At 64.2% G+C, this 21,772-nt stretch carries 21 protein-coding genes and 1 tRNA gene; 11 read left to right on the forward strand and 11 right to left on the reverse strand.

What is annotated here, in order from left to right; translation table 11 throughout:
* Positions 1-8: 8 nt before the first annotated feature.
* From ACIGJG_RS12710 to ACIGJG_RS12725, 4 genes are all read right to left on the reverse strand, one after another.
* The gene (locus tag ACIGJG_RS12710) at positions 9-2,432 is read right to left on the reverse strand and encodes a RelA/SpoT family protein (protein ID WP_011298622.1); all 2,424 of its coding nucleotides are present in this window, start codon (positions 2,430-2,432) and stop codon (positions 9-11) included.
* 196 nt (positions 2,433-2,628) lie between these two features.
* Complete coding sequence (rpoZ, locus tag ACIGJG_RS12715) at positions 2,629-2,832, reverse strand: DNA-directed RNA polymerase subunit omega (protein WP_006578656.1); 204 nt, start codon at positions 2,830-2,832, stop codon at positions 2,629-2,631.
* A 91-nt stretch (positions 2,833-2,923) separates the two neighbouring features.
* On the reverse strand, positions 2,924-3,574 hold the full coding sequence (gene gmk, locus ACIGJG_RS12720) for a guanylate kinase (protein ID WP_483672417.1): 651 nt from the start codon (positions 3,572-3,574) through the stop codon (positions 2,924-2,926).
* A gap of 62 nt (positions 3,575-3,636) precedes the next feature.
* The gene (locus ACIGJG_RS12725; RefSeq protein ID WP_011298624.1) at positions 3,637-4,572 is read right to left on the reverse strand and encodes a YicC/YloC family endoribonuclease; all 936 of its coding nucleotides are present in this window, start codon (positions 4,570-4,572) and stop codon (positions 3,637-3,639) included.
* Between the two features lie 156 nt (positions 4,573-4,728).
* On the opposite strand from ACIGJG_RS12725, the gene ACIGJG_RS12730 reads away from it, so the two are divergent.
* The 5 genes from ACIGJG_RS12730 to hemW all read left to right on the forward strand — a co-directional run bounded on the left by ACIGJG_RS12730 (position 4,729) and on the right by hemW (position 9,447).
* The gene (locus ACIGJG_RS12730) at positions 4,729-5,793 is read left to right on the forward strand and encodes a serine/threonine protein kinase (RefSeq protein ID WP_011298625.1); all 1,065 of its coding nucleotides are present in this window, start codon (positions 4,729-4,731) and stop codon (positions 5,791-5,793) included.
* Positions 5,794-5,859: 66 nt separating this feature from the next.
* The gene (locus ACIGJG_RS12735; RefSeq protein ID WP_011298626.1) at positions 5,860-6,774 is read left to right on the forward strand and encodes a PP2C family protein-serine/threonine phosphatase; all 915 of its coding nucleotides are present in this window, start codon (positions 5,860-5,862) and stop codon (positions 6,772-6,774) included.
* 82 nt (positions 6,775-6,856) lie between these two features.
* The gene (gene rph / locus ACIGJG_RS12740; protein ID WP_140949868.1) at positions 6,857-7,576 is read left to right on the forward strand and encodes a ribonuclease PH; all 720 of its coding nucleotides are present in this window, start codon (positions 6,857-6,859) and stop codon (positions 7,574-7,576) included.
* A 15-nt stretch (positions 7,577-7,591) separates the two neighbouring features.
* On the forward strand, positions 7,592-8,209 hold the full coding sequence (rdgB, locus tag ACIGJG_RS12745) for an RdgB/HAM1 family non-canonical purine NTP pyrophosphatase (protein ID WP_140949870.1): 618 nt from the start codon (positions 7,592-7,594) through the stop codon (positions 8,207-8,209).
* Positions 8,206-9,447: a radical SAM family heme chaperone HemW gene (gene hemW, locus ACIGJG_RS12750; protein WP_483672418.1), complete on the forward strand. Its 1,242-nt coding sequence runs from the start codon at positions 8,206-8,208 to the stop codon at positions 9,445-9,447. The genes rdgB and hemW overlap by 4 nt, the downstream gene beginning before the upstream one ends.
* Positions 9,448-9,526: 79 nt before the next feature.
* On the opposite strand, the gene ACIGJG_RS12755 is transcribed toward hemW, so the two are convergent.
* On the reverse strand, positions 9,527-10,060 hold the full coding sequence (locus tag ACIGJG_RS12755; protein WP_140949872.1) for an outer membrane lipoprotein: 534 nt from the start codon (positions 10,058-10,060) through the stop codon (positions 9,527-9,529).
* 244 nt (positions 10,061-10,304) lie between these two features.
* Here ACIGJG_RS12755 and ACIGJG_RS12760 point away from each other — a divergent pair.
* Together ACIGJG_RS12760 and ACIGJG_RS12765 are read left to right on the forward strand one after the other, a co-directional pair.
* Positions 10,305-10,394, forward strand: a tRNA-Ser gene (locus ACIGJG_RS12760).
* Positions 10,395-10,499: 105 nt separating this feature from the next.
* Positions 10,500-11,081 (forward strand): DUF1294 domain-containing protein, encoded by a 582-nt coding sequence (locus ACIGJG_RS12765; protein WP_140952352.1) that lies wholly within the window; start codon positions 10,500-10,502, stop codon positions 11,079-11,081.
* Positions 11,082-11,153: 72 nt separating this feature from the next.
* Here the strand turns inward: ACIGJG_RS12765 and ACIGJG_RS12770 are convergent, their stop codons facing one another.
* A complete protein-coding gene (locus ACIGJG_RS12770; RefSeq protein WP_011298631.1) occupies positions 11,154-12,494 on the reverse strand; it encodes an NAD(P)-binding domain-containing protein in 1,341 nt (446 codons plus the stop codon).
* Positions 12,495-12,819: 325 nt separating this feature from the next.
* On the opposite strand from ACIGJG_RS12770, the gene ACIGJG_RS12775 reads away from it, so the two are divergent.
* Positions 12,820-13,479 carry a sugar transferase gene (locus tag ACIGJG_RS12775; RefSeq protein ID WP_011298632.1) on the forward strand — a complete coding sequence of 220 codons (660 nt, stop codon included), beginning with the start codon at positions 12,820-12,822 and terminating at the stop codon, positions 13,477-13,479.
* A 285-nt stretch (positions 13,480-13,764) separates the two neighbouring features.
* Positions 13,765-14,829 carry an ATP-grasp domain-containing protein gene (locus tag ACIGJG_RS12780; protein WP_011298633.1) on the forward strand — a complete coding sequence of 355 codons (1,065 nt, stop codon included), beginning with the start codon at positions 13,765-13,767 and terminating at the stop codon, positions 14,827-14,829.
* Here ACIGJG_RS12780 and ACIGJG_RS12785 read toward each other — a convergent pair.
* From ACIGJG_RS12785 to ACIGJG_RS12805, 5 genes are read right to left on the reverse strand one after another with little or no spacing between them, the layout of a single operon-like run.
* Complete coding sequence (locus ACIGJG_RS12785) at positions 14,814-15,296, reverse strand: DUF411 domain-containing protein (protein ID WP_011298634.1); 483 nt, start codon at positions 15,294-15,296, stop codon at positions 14,814-14,816. The genes ACIGJG_RS12780 and ACIGJG_RS12785 overlap by 16 nt on opposite strands.
* Positions 15,297-15,337: 41 nt before the next feature.
* Positions 15,338-16,249: a copper homeostasis membrane protein CopD gene (gene copD, locus ACIGJG_RS12790; RefSeq protein WP_220630932.1), complete on the reverse strand. Its 912-nt coding sequence runs from the start codon at positions 16,247-16,249 to the stop codon at positions 15,338-15,340.
* A 4-nt stretch (positions 16,250-16,253) separates the two neighbouring features.
* Positions 16,254-16,640, reverse strand: coding sequence for a copper homeostasis periplasmic binding protein CopC (gene copC / locus ACIGJG_RS12795; protein ID WP_011298636.1), 387 nt, complete (start codon positions 16,638-16,640; stop codon positions 16,254-16,256).
* Positions 16,641-16,684: 44 nt separating this feature from the next.
* On the reverse strand, positions 16,685-17,698 hold the full coding sequence (locus tag ACIGJG_RS12800) for a copper resistance protein B (RefSeq protein ID WP_220630933.1): 1,014 nt from the start codon (positions 17,696-17,698) through the stop codon (positions 16,685-16,687).
* Positions 17,698-19,494, reverse strand: coding sequence for a copper resistance system multicopper oxidase (locus ACIGJG_RS12805; RefSeq protein WP_483672419.1), 1,797 nt, complete (start codon positions 19,492-19,494; stop codon positions 17,698-17,700). Before ACIGJG_RS12805 ends, ACIGJG_RS12800 begins: the two co-directional genes overlap by 1 nt.
* Before the next feature lie 188 nt (positions 19,495-19,682).
* Between ACIGJG_RS12805 and ACIGJG_RS12810 the strand changes: the two genes are divergently transcribed.
* A complete protein-coding gene (locus ACIGJG_RS12810; RefSeq protein ID WP_011298639.1) occupies positions 19,683-20,369 on the forward strand; it encodes a heavy metal response regulator transcription factor in 687 nt (228 codons plus the stop codon).
* Positions 20,369-21,766, forward strand: coding sequence for a heavy metal sensor histidine kinase (locus ACIGJG_RS12815; protein ID WP_011298640.1), 1,398 nt, complete (start codon positions 20,369-20,371; stop codon positions 21,764-21,766). The genes ACIGJG_RS12810 and ACIGJG_RS12815 overlap by 1 nt, the downstream gene beginning before the upstream one ends.
* The last annotated feature ends 6 nt before the right edge of the window (positions 21,767-21,772 follow it).

A 21,772-nucleotide genomic window follows, 5' to 3' on the forward strand; every position in this document is an offset into this window, starting at 1 on the left:
GGCGGCGCTCAGCCGTCGTTGCGGTCGCGGAAGATGCGGATTACGTCCGGGTTCCGCCGCAGGGCACGCATCACGTTAGCCAGGTGCAGGCGGTTCTGTACCTGGATGATGAACTGCATGTAGGTCGCCTCCTGATGGCCGGCGTCTTGCTGCTCCATCGACACGTGCGCGACGTTTGCATCCGCCGAGGTCAGATCCGCGGCCACGCGGGCCACGATGCCCTTGACATTACGCACCATCACCTTGATCGACACGTCGAATGCGCGCGCGGTCTTCTTCGCCCACATGACGTCGATCCAGTGCTCCGGATCCTTGCTGTGCAGGCGCTTGGCCACCTTGCAGTCCTGCACGTGGATCTGCAGGCCTTCGCCCTTGCCCAGGTAGCCGACAATCGGATCGCCGGGAATCGGGCGGCAGCATGCCGGGAACAGGATCGACATGCCCTCGTCGCCCGTGATCGGCACGGCCGGCGCTTCTTCGCCCGAGAATGTCTGCACGGCGGCCAGAAGCGCGCTGTCGACATCGCCTGACAATTCCTGCAGCAGGATCTCCATGCGCTTGGCCACCACGGCCGGCACGCGGCGGCCGAGCGCCAGGTCGGCGAAGATGTCTTCGCGGTGCTTGTTGCCGGTCCACTGGATCATGCGATCCCACACGGTCTGCGGCACGGCCTTCAGTTCGATGCCGAGCTGGCGCGCCGACTGCTCCAGCAGCCGCTCGCCAAGCTGGATCGCTTCGTCGAGTTTCGTGGTCTTCAGGTAGTGGCGGATCGCCGCGCGTGCCTTGCCGGTGCGCACGAACGACAGCCACGACGGGTTCGGCTTCGAGTACGGCGCCGTCACCACTTCGACGATGTCGCCGCTCTTGAGCTCCGTGCGCAGCGGCAGCAGCTCGTTGTTGATCTTCACCGCGACGCACTGGTTGCCCAGGTCGCTGTGCACCGCATAGGCAAAATCCAGCGCCGTGGCGCCGCGCGGCAGCGCGCGGATATGGCCCTTGGGCGTGAACACGTAGACCGCGTCCGGGAACAGGTCGATCTTGACGTGTTCGAGGAATTCCTGTGAATCGCCAGTCTGGCTCTGGATATCGAGCAGCGACTGCAGCCACTGGTGCGCCTGCTGCTGGATATCGTTGGCATGGTCCGCCTGCGTCTTGTACATCCAGTGCGCGGCCACGCCGGCCTCGGCGATCTGGTGCATCTCGCGCGTGCGGATCTGGAACTCCACCGGCGTGCCGAACGGACCCACCAGCGTCGTATGCAGCGACTGGTAGCCGTTGATCTTCGGAATCGCGATATAGTCCTTGAACTTGCCGGGCATCGGCTTGTACAGGCTGTGCAGCGCGCCCATCGCCATGTAGCAGTGCATCTGCGTTTCCACGACCACGCGGAAACCGTACACGTCGAGCACTTGCGAGAACGACAGCTGCTTGTCGTGCATCTTGCGGTAGATGCTGTAGAGCGTCTTCTCGCGGCCGGAGAGTTCGGCGACGATGCCCGCATCGGCCAGCGCCTTCTGCGCGGCCTCGAGAATGCGCTTGACCACCTCGCGGCGGTTGCCGCGCGCGGCCTTCACGGCCTTCTCGAGCGTCGCGTAGCGGAACGGCGAGCCGACCTTGAACGACAGTTCCTGCAGCTCGCGGTAAATCGTATTGAGACCGAGCCTGTGCGCGATCGGCGCATAGATCTCCATGGTCTCCAGCGCAATACGGCGGCGTTTCTCCGGCGGCACGAAGTCGAGCGTGCGCATGTTGTGCGTACGGTCGGCCAGCTTCACCAGGATCACGCGCACGTCGCGCGCCATCGCGAGCAGCATCTTGCGGAAGCTCTCCGCCTGCGCCTGCTCGCGGCTCTGGAATTCGAGCTTGTCCAGCTTGGTCAGGCCATCGACCAGTTCAGCAACCTTGGGACCGAATTTCTCGGCCAGCTCGCTCTTGGTGATGCCCTGGTCTTCCATCACGTCATGCAGCAGCGCCGCCATGATGGATTGCACATCGAGCCGCCAGTCCGCGCACAACTCGGCCACCGCCACCGGATGGGTGATGTACGGCTCGCCGCTCTGTCGGTACTGGCCCAGGTGGGCCTCGTCGGAAAACTGGAAGGCCTCGCGCACGCGGGCCTGGTCGGGTGCCTTCAGATAGGCCAGTTTCTCCATCAGCCGCGTGATGGAGATGACCTGCTGGCGCGGCGGCACCGCGGGCTGTGACGTCGGCCCGAAGAAATGCCGGTATGACTGCGCCAGCACAGCATCGATAAACAGGCTATCGGCTGCCAGTGCCGCCGGCGCCTCCTCCACGGCCGTCAGCTCGTCGTGCATGGCCGATGCGGCCATGCGTGCCTTGCCCTGCGCAATCGGCGGCACGACGGCACGTTCCCCGACAACATCGTTGCCGAGCGGATCGGGAAGATTGGGAGCGCCGGTGCGCGCGTTCACGGATGCCTGGCCGGAATGAGAGCGCTTACGCGCGGACGCCGCTCCGGCATCGCTGCCCGTCTCGCCGCGCGCTGGCGCGCCGGGGGAGTCGGTTGACGAGGATGGCTGTGACGAAGGCATGGGGACGGCCCCTGGAATCCGGTTGCTGGATGCGTATGCACACGATGCAAGGACGAACCACAGGCCGCCCGGGGAATCAGGTCGGGACCTTCTTGAGCATCTCGATGCCGACCTGGCCCGAGGCGATTTCGCGCAGGGCAACCACAGTGGGCTTGTCCTTCGCTTCCACCTTCGGGGTGTGGCCCTGCACCAGCTGGCGCGCACGGTACGTGGCTGCCAGGGCGAGCTCAAAGCGGTTCGGGATGTGTTTCAGACAATCTTCGACGGTAATACGCGCCATATCAAATCCACCTTGGGACAAAACCTGTTGGGTTGCTATTTTACAGCACCGCGCGCGAATCGCCCGGCAGGGCCCCCGCGCGCACTGGCGCTCAGTGAATGCCAAGCTCGATGAAGAGCTCGGTATGGCGCGCTCTTTGCGACGAAAAGCGCAGGCGCGTGGCACGCACCACGTTGCGCAGTTCCTCGAGCGCGTTGTCGAAGACCTCGTTGATGATGACGTAGTCCGATTCGGACGCATGCGACATCTCGCTGCCAGCCGCCAGCAGGCGCCGCACGATCACGTTGGGCTCGTCCTGGCCACGCTTCTTCAGGCGGTCTTCCAGCGCAGTCAGCGACGGCGGCAGGATGAAGATCTCGACCGCGTTCGAGAACCGCTGGTGCACCTGTTGCGCGCCCTGCCAGTCGATCTCGAGCAGCACGTCATTGCCCTGCGCCATCTGCTCCTCGATCCACACGCGCGACGTCGCATAGTAATTGCCGTGGACCTCGGCCCACTCGAGGAACTCGCCGCGGTCGCGCGCAGCGCGGAAGGAGTCCACTGTGCAGAAGTGATACTCGCGCCCATCCTGTTCGCCGGGGCGCGGCGCACGCGTGGTATGGGAGATCGACAGGCGGATCGCCGCGTCCTGCGCGAGCAGCGCGTTGACCAGCGTCGACTTGCCGGCTCCGGAAGGTGCCACCACCATGAACAGGTTGCCGGGGTAGACGGTATCGATGGCGGTGTGAGGCGTATCGCTCATGTGAATTCTTTGGTTCTTCAGGCGCCGTAGCGCCGGGTGAAACGGATGCGTTGAACGGGGCGTTACTCGAGGTTCTGGACCTGCTCGCGCATCTGCTCGATCAGCAGCTTCAGTTCCATCGAGGCATCGGCCAGTTCCTTGGCGGCGGCCTTGGAACCAAGCGTGTTGGCCTCGCGGTTAAGCTCCTGCATCATGAAGTCGAGGCGCTTGCCGACCTGGCCGCCCTTCTTCAGGATATGCCGGGTTTCGTTCAGGTGTGCCTGCAGGCGCGACAGCTCTTCGGCAATGTCGATCCGAATGCCATAGACCGTGGCTTCCTGGCGAATGCGCTCGGCGATCTCGTCGCGGCTCATCGACGGCATGCCGGTCGGCGCTGCAAGGTTGAATGCTTCCTGCAGGCGCTCCGTCAGCTTTTCCTGATGGTGCGCGATCAGCTGCGGGATGGTCGGCGTGAGCCGTTCGACGATGCCGAGCATGGTGTCGATGCGTTCCATCAGCGTGGCCTTGAGCGCATCGCCTTCGCGGCGGCGCGCCTCGCGCAGCTGGTCCAGCGCTTCGCGCGCGGCGCCCGTCACGGCTTCGCGCAGCGAATCCTGCGACAGCTCCGGCTCGACCAGCACGCCCGGCCAGCGCAGGATCTCGCCCATGCGCAGCGTGCCAGCCGTCGGGAAGGTGTTCGCGACCGTCGATTCCAGCGCGCGGATCTGGCCGAGCAGGCCTTCATTGAGCGCAAGCGTGGCACCGCCGGTGTCGGTGCGCTGCAGGTTGATGCGGCACTCCAGCTTGCCGCGCGACAACTCGGCCATGAGCATCTCGCGCAGCGCTGGCTCGAACGCACGGCACTCTTCAGGGGCACGGAACAACAGGTCGAGGAAACGCGAATTGACAGTCCGGAATTCCACCGAAACGGAAGCCGTCCTGCCGCTGGGCTCACCCTGCGCGTTTGTCAGCGGCGCCTGGCGGGTAGCCAGGCCATAACCTGTCATGCTGTGGATCATTGAATGTTCTCGCGAAATGGCGCGGGCCGGGGGTAGGCTGGCCCGCCGCAAAGGCGTCTTGTATCCGCCGAAAAGGGGCAACAATGCCCGCTATTGTGTTCTTTACAAGTGACCGATTAGCCGTGACAATCCCGAGGCATATCCGGTCCGATTCCTATGACAGAGCCCAAGGGCGCTACACAACCCAAGAGTGCACCGCTGCCCGTCGGCACGCTGTTGTCCAACTATCGTATTGTAAAGAAGTTGGCCAGCGGGGGGTTCAGTTTCGTCTACCTGGCCACCGACGAGACCGGCGCCCCCGTCGCCATCAAGGAATACCTGCCATCGTCGCTGGCACGTCGCAGCCCCGGCGAACTGATCCCGGTAGTGCCCGAAGAAAACGCCGCGTCGTTCCGCCTGGGCCTGAAGTACTTCTTCGAAGAAGGCCGCTCGCTGGCCCGCATCTCGCACCCGAGCGTGGTGCGCGTCGTGAACTTCTTCCGCGAGAATTCCACCGTCTACATGGTCATGAACTATGAGATGGGCAAGACGCTGCAGGAACATATCCTGGCCGCGCGCCAGCAAGGCCGCGCCAAGGTCCTGCGCGAGCATTTCATCCGCAAGGTCTTCCATGACCTGATGAGCGGCCTGCGCGAAGTCCATATCCACAAGCTGCTGCACCTGGATATCAAGCCCGGCAACATCTACCTGCGCGAAGACGAGTCGCCGATCCTGCTCGATTTCGGCGCCGCGCGGCAGACGCTCACCATGGAAGCGAAGCGCTTCCAGCCGATGTACACGCCCGGTTTTGCCGCGCCCGAACTCTACGGCAAGCATAATGAGCTTGGTCCGTGGACGGACGTCTACAGCCTCGGCGCAACGCTCTACGCATGCATGGCGGGCATGCCGCCACAGGAAGCCAACCAGCGCGAGAAGGACGACCGCATGGGCGATGCTATCGCGCGCCTGCGCAGCAGTTATACCAATGGCCTGGTCGACCTGGTCGAATGGTGCCTGCGACTGGTTCCTTCGGAACGGCCGCAGAGTGTGTTCCGTTTGCAGAAGGAACTGCGCGAGCAGACCAATGCGCTTGGCGAACAAGCGGCTCAGGCAGCGCCGACGGCCCCGCTGGAGCGGCCCGAGCGTACCGGCCCGTCGAGCCGTTTCCTGACCTTGCTGCGCCGACGCGACGATACGGTGGCGCCGCCCCCGCGACAGCCCGCCAAGACAAGCGGCGATTGAGTCACCCCACTTCACGGCGTTAGCGTACTTCCGCCCCAAACCCATCCGAATAGCCAGACAGCCAACATGCGATTCTCCGTCTATCAGGAAAGCAGGAAAGGCGGCCGCCGCATCAACCAGGACCGCATGGGCTACTGCTTTACGCGTGACGCCCTGCTGATGGTGCTGGCAGATGGCCTCGGCGGCCACGCGCTCGGCGAAGTCGCCGCGCAGCAGGCGCTGCAGACCCTGGCGCGGCAGTTCCAGACCCAGGCCCGCCCGACGATCCGCAATCCGGCGGATTTCCTGCAAGACACCATCATGCTCGCGCACCGCGAGATCCACCGCTACGCGGAAGCCCACCGGCTTTCCGATGTGCCCCGGACGACGGTCGTTTGCTGCCTGGTGCAGCAAGGCCACATCCACTGGGCTCATGCCGGCGATTCCCGCTATTACCTGGTCCGCAAAGGACGGCTGCTGACGCGCACGCGCGATCACTCGAAGATCGAAAACCTGCTGCAGCAGGAACGCGTATTGCCGATGGAGGTCGCCAACCACCCGGAGCGCAACAAGCTCTACAACTGCCTGGGCTCGCCGAACTTGCCGCTGATCGACATCGGCGGCCCGTTGCGGCTGGAACCGGGCGATGTTGCACTGCTGGGCTCCGACGGCTTGTGGGGACCGCTCGACGAGCCGGAGATCGTCGACAGGCTCACGCGGCTGTCGGTCGTCCAGGCCGTGCCCGAACTGATTTCGCGCGCCCTCGAAAAGGCTGGCGAAGGCGCCGACAACACCACCGGCATCGCCATGATGTGGGAACTGGACGCGAGCGTCACGGGTGACGAATCCGTCATGACCGACACGCTGCCGCTGAACGCTTTCACGACCTCCATCCTGGAGCGTCCCGGCGCGGAGAACGACCTGCTCTCCGAGGAAGAAATCGAGCGCTCGATCGCCGAGATCCGTGCGGCCATCGACAAGACCAGCAACCTGATGCGCTGAACGCAAACCCCGGGACGGCGGGCACGTGAGGCCCGCCGGCGTTAGAATCGCGGTCTCTACCCGATTCGAGCGAACCATTCCCATGCGACCCAGCGGACGCGCAGCCGATGCGCTGCGTTCTATCAGCCTGACCCGTCACTACACCCGCCACGCCGAGGGCTCCGTGCTGTGCGCCTTTGGCGACACCAAGGTTCTGTGCACCGCCAGCGTGCTGGCCAAGGTGCCGCCACACAAGAAAGGCAGCGGCGAAGGCTGGGTCACGGCCGAGTACGGCATGCTGCCCCGCGCCACGCATACGCGCTCGGACCGCGAAGCCGCGCGCGGCAAGCAGACCGGCCGCACCCAGGAAATCCAGCGCCTGATCGGCCGCGCCATGCGCTCGGTGTTCGACCTTGCCGCGCTGGGCGAATATACGCTGCACCTCGATTGCGACGTGCTGCAGGCCGACGGCGGCACCCGCACCGCTGCCATCACCGGCGCGTTCGTGGCCGCGCACGATGCCATCTCGACCATGCTGCGCGATGGCCTGATCGCCGCCAGCCCCATCCGCGATTTCGTCGCCGCCGTCTCGGTCGGCATGGTCGACGGCGTGCCGCTGCTGGACCTCGACTACGCCGAAGACAGCAACTGCGATACCGACATGAACGTCGTCATGACCGGCAGCGGCGGTTTTGTCGAGGTGCAGGGCACGGCCGAAGGCGCCCCCTTCAGCCGCGCCGATCTGGACGCCATGACGCGCCTGGCCGAAGACGGCATCGCGCAACTGGTCCGCCACCAGCGCCAGGCGCTGGGCCTGGCCTGAAGGACGGAAGTCGCCATGCAACGCCTGGTTCTGGCCTCCAACAATGCCGGCAAGCTGCGCGAATTCGGCGCGCTGCTGGCCCCGCTCGGCTTTGACGTAGTGCCGCAGGGTGAACTCGGCGTCCCGGAAGCCGAAGAGCCCTTCGCCACCTTCGTCGAGAACGCACTGGCCAAGGCCCGGCACGCGAGCCTGCTGGCAGGCATGCCGGCACTTGCGGACGACTCCGGCATCTGCGTGCAGGCACTGGACGGTGCGCCCGGCGTCTACTCCGCGCGCTACGCGCAGATGGCCGGCAAGCCCAAGTCCGACCAGGCCAACAATCTGCACCTGATCTCGCAGCTCGCCGGCAAGCTGAACCGCCGCGCGCACTACTACTGCGTGCTGGTGTTCGTGCGCCATGCCGCCGATCCGTGCCCGATCATCGCCGAAGGCGTATGGCATGGCGAAGTCGTCGATGCGCCGCGCGGTGCGGGCGGCTTCGGCTACGACCCGCACTTCATGTTGCCGGACCTCGGCAAGACCGCAGCAGAGCTGCCGGCCGAAGAAAAGAACGCTGTCAGCCATCGCGCGCTCGCGCTGCGTTCGCTGGTAGCGCGCCTGCAGGCCGAAGGCCGCGGCAAGGCCGCGCGATGATCCCGATCGTACCGGCCGGCGCCGCGCCGGCCACCACGCCCGACAACACGCAGCTCTGGCTCAAGCCCGGTCAGATCGCACTACCGGGCTCGCCGCCACTGTCGCTCTATGTGCATGTGCCATGGTGCGTGCGCAAGTGCCCGTACTGCGATTTCAATTCGCATGCCGTGCCGGGCAAGGACGGCAGCCACGACATTCCGGAAGACGCTTACCTCGACGCGTTACGTGCGGACCTGGAGCAGTCGCTGCCGCTGGTCTGGGGCCGTCCGGTCCATACCGTGTTTATCGGCGGCGGCACACCGAGTCTGCTGTCTGCAGCTGGCATGGACCGGCTGCTGTCGGATATCCGGGCATTGCTGCCGCTCGATGCCGATGCCGAGATCACGATGGAGGCCAACCCCGGCACCTTCGAAGCCGAGCGTTTCGCGAGCTATCGCGCGAGCGGTGTGAACCGGCTTTCCATCGGCATCCAGAGTTTCAACGACAGCCACCTGCAGGCTCTCGGCCGTATCCATGGCGAACGCGAGGCACGAGCGGCCATCGATATCGCGCAACGCTGCTTCGACAACGTCAACCTTGACCTGATGTACGCGCTGCCCGGCCAGACGCTGGAACAGTGCCGCAGCGACCTGGAAAGCGCGTTGTCGTATGGCACCACACACCTGTCGCTCTACCACCTGACGCTCGAGCCAAACACGCTGTTCGCGAAGTTCCCGCCCGCGCTGCCAGACGATGACCTCGCCTACGAGATGCAGGACCTGATCGAGGCCCGCACCACAGAAGCCGGCTACCGGCACTACGAGACCTCGGCCTATGCACGCGCGCATCGCGAGGCGCGGCACAACCTGAACTACTGGCGCTTCGGCGACTACCTTGGGATCGGCGCCGGCGCGCACGGCAAGTTGTCGTTCCCCAACCGCATCCTGCGCCAGATGCGGCACAAGCACCCTGCCACCTACATGGCGCAGGCGATGGCCGGCAATGCGGTGCAGGAAGCGCGCGAAGTCGGCGCGGACGAACTGCCGTTCGAGTTCATGCTTAACGCACTGCGCCTCACTGATGGCGTGCCGGCCTCCAGCTTCCACGACATGACCGGCCTGCCGCTGCATGCGATCAGCCGGCAGCTCGCGGCGGCGGAGAAGAAGGGATTGCTCGATGCCGATCCGACGGTGATCCGCCCTACCGAACTCGGCCGGCGCTTCCTCAACGACTTGCAGGAGATGTTCCTGAAGGACTGAAGCGTCAAGACAGGGGCACGAAAGCACGAAGGCCACGGCATTGCCGTGGCCTTCGTTGCTTTGTGGACCCGATCCAGGATCAGTACGGCACCGCCATGTCGTTCGCCACGCGGGCGCGCATGCCGACCTGCAGGTTGCCCAGGTTGCTCTGCGTCACCGTAGCAACACGGCCATCATCAAGACGAACATTGACGCGGTATGCGGTCTGCGTATTGCTGCCGGCACGCTTCTCGATCTGGTTGCCGGCCACCGCGCCGACCACGGCACCGCCGATCGTTGCCGCAGTCTGTCCGCGCCCGCCACCGACCTGATGGCCAAGCAGGCCACCGGCTGCGCCACCGATTACGGTGCCCAGCAGGCCCGAACTGTTCTGGGTGTTGGTGATCGGCTCAATCGACTCCACACGGCCGTAATAGACGGAACCTGACGGTGCCTGCGTGGTGTAGCCTCCGTTGCTCGCCGGCGGCGGAGGGGGGGCGTTGTAGCCGGTGTTGTTATAGCCTGTGTTGTAGCCCGTGTCGTAGCCGTTGTTGTAAGGGGCCGCGCAACCGGCCAGGCCGATCGCGGCCAGCCCCGCCACGATCGCGATCCGATTCTTCGACTTGCTTTGCATCTGGGGTTCTCCTCTGTTGCCAGGTGAAGCCGGGAATGCGGCACTTGATGCGAACGAGCGCAATTCCCGGCACACCGGTATGAGCCATGCCACGGCGGTAAGGTTCCGCCGTGTCGGACAGCCACCGACAACAGGATCAGCAGATTTGCCCAACGATGCGCACGGCCTTGTATAATGCGCGGCCGTACTGGTCCTTGCGCCAGCGGCATGTCGCGCAATCCGCGCTACAATGCCGGCACTCCAAGGAAGCGTGGCCGAGTGGTTTAAGGCAGCAGTCTTGAAAACTGCCGATGGGGTGACCCATCCGTGAGTTCGAATCTCACCGCTTCCGCCAGTTTCTTTCTCCTGCGTCGTTGTATCGGCTGGACAGCCTGGCGTGCCAATCCTGCACGCGGACCAGACAACGACTGCCCCCTGCCTCAACCCCACTCCATCCACCATGAAGAAAGCAGGTCGGGTCAAGTCATGGCATGCCGATAAGGGCTATGGCTTTATCGACATCCACGCGGACATGAAAGACGTCTTTTTCCATGTTTCGGCACTGCAAACGCGCGCCGTTGCGCCGAAGCCGGGCGACCGCGTGAGCTTCGAACTGGCTAAGGGCAAGGATGGCCGAATGCAGGCTCTGAATGTAGCGATAGCCGGCGCACCGAAATCTCGGGCACCGTCCAGCGCAAGCTGGCGGCCGGCATTGGTGGGGCTGTTGGCCCTGGCGATCATGGTGGGAGGCGCGCTTGCCGGTTACCTGCCCCGGCCTGCCGCGATTGCCAGCGCGCTAGCCAGCGCCGTCGCATTTCTCGCCTACGCCACAGACAAGGCGCGAGCGAGCCGTAGCGCCTGGCGCATACCTGAGGCTCATCTACACCTGCTTGCGCTGTGCGGCGGCTGGCCGGGCGCCCTTGCCGCCCAGCATCTTCTGCGGCACAAAAATCGGAAGCAGGAATTCCAGATCGTTTTTTGGGCGACGGTCGCCCTGCATATTGGCGCGCTGGCCCTTTGGAGAACCACCGTATCGACGTAGCCAGGCGCGCCGTGCCATGGGCCCGCAGGTCAGCGAATCTGCCTGCGAGCCACATACGCGTGTCCAATGCCCCTACTCCGCATTGTGCTCCGCGGCCTGGAGAACGCTTCTCGCATGCAGGCTGCCGCCTGTTCGACCATTGGCGAGCTCAGGCGTGATGGCTTGCGGCGGCGTCACGAATCTTCCGGCTTCCTGTTTGAAGCGCGCGGCAATATGCCGTGACACATGGGGAACGGCGTATCGCGCGCCGTAGATAAAGCGCAACGCAGGACCAAAGCTCATCGCGGCGGCGGGTCCAAGCACATACAGGTCACGCACGCTGGTTTCGAAGTTCGATGTCAGGCTTGGCGAGCCATCGATGAGCGACAGCGAGCTCAGGATTTCCGATGACATGAACGGGTGCCTGGCCATGTCGACCTTGAAGCCAGTCGCAAGCACGACATGATCGGCGCTGAGGGCAGAAGTGCGATTTGCGGAATCGACCTCGATCACGATCCGGCCGTTCCTGACCTCAGCGCTCCTCACTTCTGTCTGCGTCGAGATCTCGAGCTTGCCTTCGACGCGATTGCGCAGCCACCATGCCCCGGACGGACCCCACGATGTCTCGAGAATCCTCTGTCGCTGCGCGAGACTGAGCTTGTGGAATGTCGCGGGATACTCGGACAACAGGTAGGACATCGCGAGCAGCCAGGGCCTGTTCGAATCCCATCCACGCCCGAGGCCGACACGGGCTCTGAGCAGGCGTGAGACCAACCCGCTGGACGTCCGCGGCTCCCGGCTCCAGTTGACGGCGTCCCCGCGCACGAGCAACCTCACTCGCGCACCGACTTCGCTCATCAGCGCAGCCAGTCCGATCGCCGACTGCCCGCCACCGACGATAATGATCTCCTTGCCTTTCGACCACATCAGATCGCCAAAATCACCGGAATGCAGTACGTAGGGCTTGGGCACCGTACGCAGCGCGGAAGGTGCCTGACCGAACGATTTCAGGCCCAGCGAAAGCACCACACGCCGCGCCACGAGCGTGCTTCCATCGCTGAGGCCCAGCCGGAAGTACCCATCCTTGCGGCACAGGTCCGCCACTTCCACGGGGCGGATATGCCCGACCAGTTCCGACTGGAACCACTGGCCGTAATCCACGAACGTTTCCACCGGCAGATGCAGGCCCACCGGCTTGTATTCCATACGATTGTGCCGGCAGTAGTCTTCGACCGTATAGCCAGCCCACGGCGCGTAGAGGTTCGACGCAAAAGCCTCGGAGCGCAGCAGCATCCCGGGCGGCGTGAAGTTCTTCCAGGCATGCATGGGATGCCCCAGGATCTGATGGGGCACCCCAGCCTCTGTCAGATAGGTCGAAGTCGACAACCCGTAGGGCCCTGCCCCGACAATGACAGTATCTGTGGACGAGATCATTATTGCTCTTCCCGATAAATTTGCCCGGCACGACGCAACCAGGTGGCCGCAGTCTGAAACCGGCGCGTCGTACAGTCCGTACGGACCCGCACACTGGCTCTTCTGCTTTCGGTGGATTGGCCCACCCCAAGGGACAGGCAAGCGGCGTCTGGAATTAATTGGTACGACGCAACGAAGCATGGCCGGCACTTCGAAATGTTCGCGTGACCACATTGGGCGCTTCCAAGGGATACCGCATCTTGGTTAGATAGACGGTGGCGAAATTCGGGCTCAGTCAGCGGACGACCGCAATTTCCGCTATCTCTACGCTCCGGACGAATCGATCATGAAGCGCCTGTTCGACATATTTTTCTCGGCCACTGCCCTGCTGACGCTGGCCATCCCGCTGCTGATCCTGGCATTCGCGGTACGCTGGAAACTGGGACAACCCGTGCTGTTCCGACCAACACGTGTGGGGCTCGGAAACAAGCCAATCAAGGTTGTGAAATTCCGCACCATGACCGACGATCGCGGCCCCGATGGCGAACTCTTGCCGGACGAGGCGAGGCTCACGCCGTTCGGACGTTTCCTGCGCCGCTCCAGTCTTGATGAATTGCCGCAGTTCTGGTGCGTGCTGATCGGAGACATGAGCGTGATTGGGCCCCGCCCATTGCCTCCGAAGTACCTGCCGTTTTATTCGCCAGAGCAGGCACGCCGCCACCTTGTCAAACCCGGAGTTTCCGGCTGGGCCCAGATCAACGGGCGCAATTCACTGAGTTGGGAGGAAAAATTTCGCCTTGACACTTGGTACGTCGATCACAGCTCTCTCTGGCTGGACTTGAAGATCATCTGGCTGACGATCGGCACCGTCATTCAACGACAGGGAATCAACGCTGCTGGCGATGCCACCGTTCCTGACTTCACTGGCAGCCATGCGCCGCAATCGGCAACGGGTGAAGCTGCGCTGGCACAGAACGAAGACCTCCAGAGCCATTCCATGCTCTGACAATCGCCGCCATTCAGCAAATGACGTAGAGGCAACACAGGTTCCTTGTCTGGGTGGACCACCCAACATATCGCACTACTTTTTTACAAGCCGTTCTGGTTAGATGACTCCTGTCTTTGTTGGGTGTGCAGAATGCTTGCAATCTGAGTTAACCGCAGAAAGATGTGCAGCATTCAAAGCAAAAGTAACTGCCGCAAGCCGCTCGACGAGAGCATCGAAAAGAAGTACAGCTGAGCCTGACCAAAAGGGACAGGATCATGTGATCTTAATGGCGCTGAGGTAATCATGAATGTGCTGCTGACATGCGTAGGTAGAAGGCGCTATCTGGTGGATTACTTCAAGTCCGAGCTGAATGGCGCCGGCATGGTGTTTGGCGTGGACAACCAACGCAGCGCCCCTGCGGCGAACGTGTGTGACGCGTTTCTCGTCGCGCCGGACATTTATGCGGAGAGCTACATCGATTTCCTCGTCGATGTCTGCCGCAATCATCGGATTTCCGCCCTGCTGTCGCTGAACGATCTTGAGCTGCCACTGATCGCTCGACATGCCCAGCGCCTGCGCGAAATCGGCACAGTCCCGATTGTCTCGTCACCGGAGGTCGTCCATCTTTGCGCCGACAAGTTCGTGACGTCGCAATTCGCGGAGTCGATTGGCATAGCCACCCCACGCAGCTACGCAACACTCCAAAGCGCCGAGGAGGCACTCGACACGGGCGAGGTCTCGTTTCCCCTCGTGGTCAAGCCACGATGGGGCAGTGCCAGTTTCGGCATCTTCTTTGTCGAAAACCGCGACGAACTCCGGTTTGCTCACGCTTACTGCGCTCGCATCTGGAAGCAGTCCAAATTCACGCGGATGGGGGAGGCTGATGCGCTCGTGCTGGTCCAGGAAATGATCGTGGGCCAGGAGTATGGACTCGACATCTTCAACGATCTGGAGGGTCAGCCCCTCGGACTGGCAGCGCGATTGAAACTGTCGATGCGGGCGGGCGAAACCGACCGTGCCATTACCGTCGAAAACGGACCGTTCAGCGACATGGCGGCCCGGATCAGCCGAGCCCTGCGCCATATCGGCAACGTCGACTGCGATGTCATTGAGCGCGATGGGCGACTCTACCTGCTCGAGATGAACCCGAGGTTCGGCGGCGGCTACCCTTTTAGCCATATCGCAGGAGCAAACCTGATACGCGTCTTGCTGAGTTGCCTGCGCGGCGATTACAACGGAGAAGAAGTCCGCTACCAGAGCGGCCTCGAGTTCGCGAAATGCGATATCCTGGCCAGCGTGGAGCCGCCGGTGCTGCAACGGCCGCAAGCCGCCGAATCGGTGACCTGCGAAGGTCAGGGATACGCCTGAAACACCCTGGCCCTTCCGTCTCCCATCACCAGCAGGACGTCGTACGGCGTCCTGCGCCCGCCATACTCGGGCCCGTCCATGCCGGGCGACCCCAACGGCATGCCGGGCACGGCCAGTCCGACAGCCGTCGGCCGCTCGCGCAACAGGCGACGGATCTCGCGTGCCGGCACGTGGCCCTCAAGCGCATAGCCTTCGACCACCGCCGTATGGCATGAGGCGTAGCGGTCGGGCATGCCCGCCTTACTGCGTGCGGCGGTAAGGTCGTCCACTTCGTACGTCGTGACATCGAAACCGTTCGACTGCAGATGCGCGACCCAGTCCTTGCAGCAGCCGCACGTCGGACTCTTCCAGACTTTAACGGTAGTTGCCGACTGGGGCGAAGCGGCCCACGCGGCGGCGGGCAACAGCGCCAGGGCAGCAAGAATGGTTCTGCGTCGGGAATCGGCACCAACAGATTCAGTGGTCATGGATGGAAATGGATAGCGGGTTCAGAAAATCGGCAGCTAGATCAGGGCAAGGGGGACAGCGTGCCGAGCCATGCCACAAGGAACAGCACAAGCATGGCACAACCAGACTCGAACCGCAGGCTTCGGCGCAATGCAGCCAGGGCGGTCCTGTTATCGCCGGTGCGCACGTCGTGCGCGAGCCGCGGGCCCAGGCGGTAGCGATTGACGGCTGCCAGCGCCAGCATGGCACCGAACAGCGCGAGCTTGGCCAGCAGCAACGCGCCGTAGCGCGTGGTCAGCAGGCCGGACAATGTCGGGCCTGCGATCATGACGTAGTTGACAGTCCCTGTCAGCACCAGCGCAACCACGATGCCGGTACCGATGTGCGCAAAGCCGTTCGCGGCCCGGCTCAGTTCGGCAACGCCGTCGTCCGTCGCCGTGCAGTCCGGCGATGACATCCGTACGAAGGTGACCAGCGCACCGACCCACGCGCCCGCCGCCAGCAGATGGATGATGTCGGCGCTCAAATGGACGGTGTGCCGAGTGCCTTCGTCCATGACGCCATGTCCACCCCAAGCCAGCGTGGACAGTGCGATCGCGGCAGCCAGCAACTGAATGACCCTGCCCCGCCGAAGGCACGGGGCCAAGGTGGCAAGCAGGCACGCCAGCAGTGCGAACACCCTCACTTGCCACGCAACGCCAAAGCCGGTCTCGGTCGCGATCATCCAGACAGTATCGCTGTCGATCGCCCCGTATGACTCCACACCGGTCATCGTTTTCACAGCGAGCACCAGACTGGCGACCGACAGCACAATGCCCGCCCCCGCCGCCCCTGCGGCAACCCGACCGCAATGCCAGCCGGGACGCCCCTCGACGCGCAACCACAACTTCGCGGCAAGCGGTACACCGAACAACAGCATCATGTCCGCATAGAGCGCAAAGCGCACGGCGATGGTTGCCCAGTCGGCCTCCATGCGATCACTTGACGGTAAAGGAGAGCTTGCCGGTGATCGGATGCGTATCGGCCGATACCGCGCGCCAGTCCACGCGATAGGTGCCCGGCACAAGCGGGTTGGCCGGCGTGATCACCATCGTCTTCGGGTCGTCGCCGGCAGATACCCGCGTCGTCACGTTCATCGGCGCATGGTCGGCCATGCCAGGCATCCCCGTCATGACGAGCTTCGCCCCCGAGACACGCGCTACCAGGGTCTCCGAGAAATGCAGTTCGATGCGCGCCGGCGCCGCGATCTCGGCGTTCTCTGAAGGCGTGGAGGCAAGCAATTGCGGATGGGCGAGAGCCTGCCCGGCAGCGAGCAGCGCCGACGCGGCGAGCAGCGCAGCTGCTGTGGTACGAATGGGGGTCATAGGGGTACCTTGATGGGGGATTGGATGGACTGCTTTCGCATGGTTCAGAACCAGAGCCGCACACCAGCCACGAAACGCGTCTCGCCACTGCGGCCTCCGGATGCCCTGACCATGTCGGACGTGTTGCCGAACGTCTGGTACCGCTCGACGCCGATATACGGCGCGAACTGCCGGTTGATCTCATAGCGCAGGCGCAGGCCAACGGCACCGTTGGACAGGCCGCTGCCCGTGCCGGTCTCGGGATCGTTCTTGCCATAGAGATTGGCCTCGATGCGCGGCTGCAGGATCAGGCGTTGCGTGATCAGCAGTTCGTACTCTGCCGACAGGCGCAGCGCAGTGCGGCCGCTGTCGCCCACGTAGGCCGTGGCATCGACTTCGAACCAGTAGGGCGCCAAGCCTTGCACGCCGAATGCGAGCCAGTTTCGCGCCGGGCGTCCGCTGCCCACATCATTGCGCCAGCCGAGTTGTGTGTCCCAGTACGGGGCGATAGCGTGGCCCCACAGCAGTTCGGTACGCGCATCGTGCACCTTGCCGCCAGCGGCTTCGCCCTCGGTCTTGATGACGAGCCGGTTGTAGGTGCCACCGAACCACGCCTGTGCTTCCCAATTCGCAGCGTTCGCGCCGTTTGCATGCGCCCATTCCAGCCGGTCGACCAGAACCGCGGCGAACGTATGCTCGTCGGCCATGTGGAGGTGGCGTGCGGAACCCACTGCATACTGGCCGACTCCGAGCTGATAGCCATCGGCGTACGCGTGCGGGTCGCGCGCATCGGGTGGCGCGCTGCCGCCCTGCATCTTCATGTCGCCATGGTCCATGACCGGCGCTGCATTGGACTGCGGCATGGCAGCGGCAGGTGCCGGACCCTCTTCCATGCCCTGCATGCCGTCATCTTCTGCAGCCGGCGAAACAGTTGCGGCGTCGGACGATTGGTGGCCGTGATGTCCGGCATGCGGGTCCTGCGCCCAGGCCGATCCGATTCCTGCCGTAGCGAGGATCGCCGCAAGCAGGTTCCTTGCGTACGCATGCGAGGCCGAAAAGCGTGCAGCGGTTCTTGTCATCACGACACCACCACTTCGCGGAACATCCCCGCATCCATATGGAGCATCAGGTGGCAATGCCAGGCCCAGCGGCCGGGCGCATCCGCCGTGACCAGGAAGCTGATGCGCTGCGCCGGTTGCACCGGGATCGTGTGACGGCGTGCCTGGAAGGTGCCGTCTGGCGCTTCAAGATCGCTCCACATGCCGTGCATGTGCATCGGGTGGGTCATCATCGTGTCGTTGTGCAGAATGACGCGCAACCGCTCGCCATGGCGGAAATGCACGGGCGTCGACTTGCCGAACTCGACGCCATCGAACGACCACGTGTAGCGCTCCATATTGCCGGTGAGATGCAGTTCGATCTCTCGCCCCGGCCCGCGCGGATCCGGCGGGCCACCGAGCGTGTGCATGTCCGCCAGCGTCAGCACGCGCCTGCCATTGTTGCGCAGGCCGATGCCGGGGTCGTCGAGATTCGTGCGCGGCGTGTCCACGCGCATGTCGGTACTGGCGCCGTATTCCGTGCGTGCGTGGCGCACGGCCTTGCCGGGGACCTTGAGGGGGTTGTCTGCTGCCGCGCCGTGCGTCGCATGCTGGCTGTGGTCTATCGCGTGCTGGCTGTGATCCATGGCCATGCCGCCATGGTCTGCGCCATGCATGCCGGCCATGTCACCCATCATGTCGCCCATCGTCAGCCACTCGGCCTTGTCCAGCGCCGGCACCGGTGCCGGCAAGCCGTCGCGCACGCTCAGCGTGCCCCTGGCATAGCCGGTGCGATCCATCGACTGCGAGAAGATCGTGTAGGCGTCGTCGCGCGGCTCGACCACGACGTCGCAGGTTTCGCCGGGTCCGAAGCGGAATTCATCGACCGTGACCGGCTCGATGTTGATGCCATCGACCTGCACCACCCGAAGCTCCAGGCCCGGAATGCGCACGTCGAAGAAGGTATTGCCGGCGCCGTTGATGAATCGCAACCGCACGCGCTCGCCTGGCCGGAACAGGCCCGTCCAGTTGCCCGCCGGTGTGAGGCCATTGGTCAGGTATGTCAGCGTTGCACCCGACATGTCCGCGAGATCGGTCGGGTTCATGCGCATCTGGTTCCACATGCGGCGCTTGTCGAGCGCGGCCTTCAGGCCGTCGTTCGACACGTCGCGGAAGAAATCGACAGCGGTGGGCTGGTTGTAGTTGTAGTAATCGCTCTGGACCTTCAGCTTCGACAGCACGCGCATCGGGTCTTCGTCGGTCCAGTCGGACAACAACACGGTGTAGTCGCGGTCGGCGCGCACAGGATCTTCCCCGGCGGGGTCGACGATGATGCCGCCGTACAGCCCGATCATCTCCTGGAAGCCGGAATGCGAGTGGTACCAGTAGCTGCCGCTTTGCGCGACCTTGAAGCGGTAGGTGAAGGTCTCGCCGGGCGCGATGCCGCCAAAGCTGATGCCGGGCACGCCGTCCATCTGGTACGGCAGGATGATGCCGTGCCAGTGGATCGACGTGTGTTCGCGCAGGCGGTTGGTCACGCGGATGGTGACCGTATCGCCCTCGCGCCAGCGCAGTGTCGGTCCCGGCAACATGCCGTTGATGGTCGTGGCCAGGGCAGGCTTGCCCGTGAAGTTGACCATCGATTCGGCGACCACAAGGTCGAATTCGGTGCCACGCAGCACGGGCGCCGTGCCGAATGCCGTCGCCGCCGGCTGCGCGTGTGCGCTCCCCTGCCACACCCGCAAACCGGCCAGCACGCCACCGGCCGCCAGCCCTTGCACGAAGCGGCGCCGGGACAGGTTGGGCAGCAGCAAGCCGGTCGTGGGATCGCGTCGCATCGAAAGTCAGTCCTTGAAGAGTCGATCGCCGCACATGACGACGGCAGGCAAAGCATACGGAATGCCGGCGAACTTGCACATGACCCCGAAATTACAATCCGGTAATCTTGACGTCATCTTGATGTTCATTGCCCTGCGCTACAGTCGCCGCTCGCCTGCGGCGCGGGCCGGCAACAAGGAAAGTGCAGATGAAACTGCTAGTAGTGGAAGACGAGGCCAAGACCGGCGAATACCTGCGGCAGGGCCTGACAGAGGCCGGCTTCGTGGTGGACCTGGCCGCGAATGGACTCGATGGCCACCATCTGGCCATGAGCGAGGCCTACGATCTGATCATCCTCGACGTGATGCTGCCGGACGTGGACGGCTGGCGCATCGTGCAGACGCTGCGCGCGGCCGGCAACCGCGTGCCGGTGCTGTTCCTGACTGCGCGCGACAGCGTGGCGGACCGCGTCAAGGGGCTCGAGCTGGGCGCGGACGACTACCTGGTCAAGCCATTCGCGTTCGCCGAACTGCTTGCGCGCGTACGCACGTTGCTACGCCGTGGCAGCGTGCAGGCGAGCGTGGATCGCGTACAGGTCGGCGACCTGGTACTGGATCTGGCGCGCCGGCGTGCGTCGCGCGGCGGGCGCCGCATCGTGCTGACGAGCAAGGAGTTCTCGCTGCTCGAGCTGCTCGTGCGCCGGCGCGGCGAAGTACTGCCGCGCTCGCTGATTGCGTCGCAAGTCTGGGACATGAACTTCGACAGCGACAGTAATGTGATCGACGTCGCCATCCGCCGCCTGCGCGCGAAGATCGACGACGACTTCGACACCAAGCTGATCCAGACGGTGCGCGGCATGGGCTACGTGCTGGAAGGTCCCGAGGACACGGTGTGATGCGCCGGTTCTCGCTGACCACGCGACTGACCGCGCTGTTCTGCCTGTCGTCGGCCGGCGTGCTGCTGGGCCTCGGCATCCTGATCGCGACGGCCATGGACCAGCACTTTGCGGAAGAGGACTTCGCGAGCCTTGGCGACAACGTGCGGCTGATCGAGCGGATCGCCACCGAGAACGCGGCAGCGTCCGTGTCCGAACGGCTGGCCGTGGCACTCGAGCATCATCCCGGATTCATCGCGCATGTCAGCGCGGCCGACGGAACGCTACTGTATGCGAGCAACGGTTTTGATTTCCGCACGGTGCTGGGCACCGCTTCGGTACTGCCGGCCGGGCGCGAAAGTTTTGACTGGGAACAGGACGGCAAGTCGTATCGAGGCATGCGCGCCACCGTGCAGGCAACAGGCGACAAGCAGGTGCCGCTGACCATCGTGGTCGGCATGGACACGGAAATCCACGCGCATTTCATGCGAGCGTTCCGCCGCTCGCTGACCTTCTACGTCACGCTGGCCGCATTGGCCAGCGGCCTGCTCGGCTGGTGGGCGGCACGTCGCGGGCTGGCGCCGTTGCGCACCATGGCCAGCCGCGCGCGTGCCGTGACCGCACACAAGCTGGACGCGCGCATGCCTGTGGACGCAGTGCCGGTAGAAATGGCAGACCTGGCAGGTACGCTGAACGCGATGCTCGAGCGCCTGCAGAGCGATTTCCAACGGCTATCCGATTTCTCTTCCGACATCGCGCACGAGTTGCGCACCCCGCTCACCAACCTGATGACGCAGACGCACGTGGTGCTCTCGCAGCCGCGCGCTGCCGAAAAGTACCGCGACGTGCTGGCGTCCAACGCCGAGGAGCTGCAACGCCTTTCACGCATGGTGTCGGACATGCTGTACCTGGCCCAGATGGAACACGGCCTGACACTGCCCAGCGCCGAGCCGATCGACGTCGCGGTCGAGGTCCATGCCTTGTTCGAATTCTATGATGCGCTGGCCGAAGACAAGGCGGTGCGCCTGCAATTGCGCGGCGAAGGGCATATCGTCGGCGACCGCCTGATGCTGCGCCGCGCGCTCAGCAACCTGCTGTCCAACGCGCTGCGCTATACGCCGCCCGGTGGCGTTATCGTGATCGAGATCGGCGGCAGCGCGGATACCATTACGGTCTCGGTAGAGAATGATGGTCAGGACATCCGCCCGGATTTGCTGCCCGTGATCTTCGACCGCTTCTCGCGCGGCGATAAATCGCGGGTGCGGCCGGAGTCGGACAGCGTGGGGCTTGGGCTGTCGATCACGCGCGCGATCATGGCCGCACATGGCGGCACCATCGCCGTGCAGTCCGCGAGCGGCAAGACGCGCTTTACGCTCGCGTTCCGACGACAGGCGGCGCCTGCTGCAGCGACGGCCTGAGACGCG

Source organism: Cupriavidus sp. C1SS-2L, assembly GCF_057073735.1.

Excerpts from the sequence above, each read along its gene's own strand:
- rpoZ (WP_006578656.1), bottom strand. The coding sequence starts at position 2,832 with ATGGCGCGTATTACCGTCGAAGATTGTCTGAAACACATCCCGAACCGC.
- gmk (WP_483672417.1), bottom strand. The coding sequence starts at position 3,574 with ATGAGCGATACGCCTCACACCGCCATCGATACCGTCTACCCCGGCAAC.
- ACIGJG_RS12725 (WP_011298624.1), bottom strand. The coding sequence starts at position 4,572 with ATGATCCACAGCATGACAGGTTATGGCCTGGCTACCCGCCAGGCGCCG.
- ACIGJG_RS12730 (WP_011298625.1), top strand. The coding sequence starts at position 4,729 with ATGACAGAGCCCAAGGGCGCTACACAACCCAAGAGTGCACCGCTGCCC.
- ACIGJG_RS12735 (WP_011298626.1), top strand. The coding sequence starts at position 5,860 with ATGCGATTCTCCGTCTATCAGGAAAGCAGGAAAGGCGGCCGCCGCATC.
- rph (WP_140949868.1), top strand. The coding sequence starts at position 6,857 with ATGCGACCCAGCGGACGCGCAGCCGATGCGCTGCGTTCTATCAGCCTG.
- rdgB (WP_140949870.1), top strand. The coding sequence starts at position 7,592 with ATGCAACGCCTGGTTCTGGCCTCCAACAATGCCGGCAAGCTGCGCGAA.
- hemW (WP_483672418.1), top strand. The coding sequence starts at position 8,206 with ATGATCCCGATCGTACCGGCCGGCGCCGCGCCGGCCACCACGCCCGAC.
- ACIGJG_RS12755 (WP_140949872.1), bottom strand. The coding sequence starts at position 10,060 with ATGCAAAGCAAGTCGAAGAATCGGATCGCGATCGTGGCGGGGCTGGCC.
- ACIGJG_RS12765 (WP_140952352.1), top strand. The coding sequence starts at position 10,500 with ATGAAGAAAGCAGGTCGGGTCAAGTCATGGCATGCCGATAAGGGCTAT.
- ACIGJG_RS12770 (WP_011298631.1), bottom strand. The coding sequence starts at position 12,494 with ATGATCTCGTCCACAGATACTGTCATTGTCGGGGCAGGGCCCTACGGG.
- ACIGJG_RS12775 (WP_011298632.1), top strand. The coding sequence starts at position 12,820 with ATGAAGCGCCTGTTCGACATATTTTTCTCGGCCACTGCCCTGCTGACG.
- ACIGJG_RS12780 (WP_011298633.1), top strand. The coding sequence starts at position 13,765 with ATGAATGTGCTGCTGACATGCGTAGGTAGAAGGCGCTATCTGGTGGAT.
- ACIGJG_RS12785 (WP_011298634.1), bottom strand. The coding sequence starts at position 15,296 with ATGACCACTGAATCTGTTGGTGCCGATTCCCGACGCAGAACCATTCTT.
- copD (WP_220630932.1), bottom strand. The coding sequence starts at position 16,249 with ATGGAGGCCGACTGGGCAACCATCGCCGTGCGCTTTGCGCTCTATGCG.
- copC (WP_011298636.1), bottom strand. The coding sequence starts at position 16,640 with ATGACCCCCATTCGTACCACAGCAGCTGCGCTGCTCGCCGCGTCGGCG.
- ACIGJG_RS12800 (WP_220630933.1), bottom strand. The coding sequence starts at position 17,698 with ATGACAAGAACCGCTGCACGCTTTTCGGCCTCGCATGCGTACGCAAGG.
- ACIGJG_RS12805 (WP_483672419.1), bottom strand. The coding sequence starts at position 19,494 with ATGCGACGCGATCCCACGACCGGCTTGCTGCTGCCCAACCTGTCCCGG.
- ACIGJG_RS12810 (WP_011298639.1), top strand. The coding sequence starts at position 19,683 with ATGAAACTGCTAGTAGTGGAAGACGAGGCCAAGACCGGCGAATACCTG.
- ACIGJG_RS12815 (WP_011298640.1), top strand. The coding sequence starts at position 20,369 with ATGCGCCGGTTCTCGCTGACCACGCGACTGACCGCGCTGTTCTGCCTG.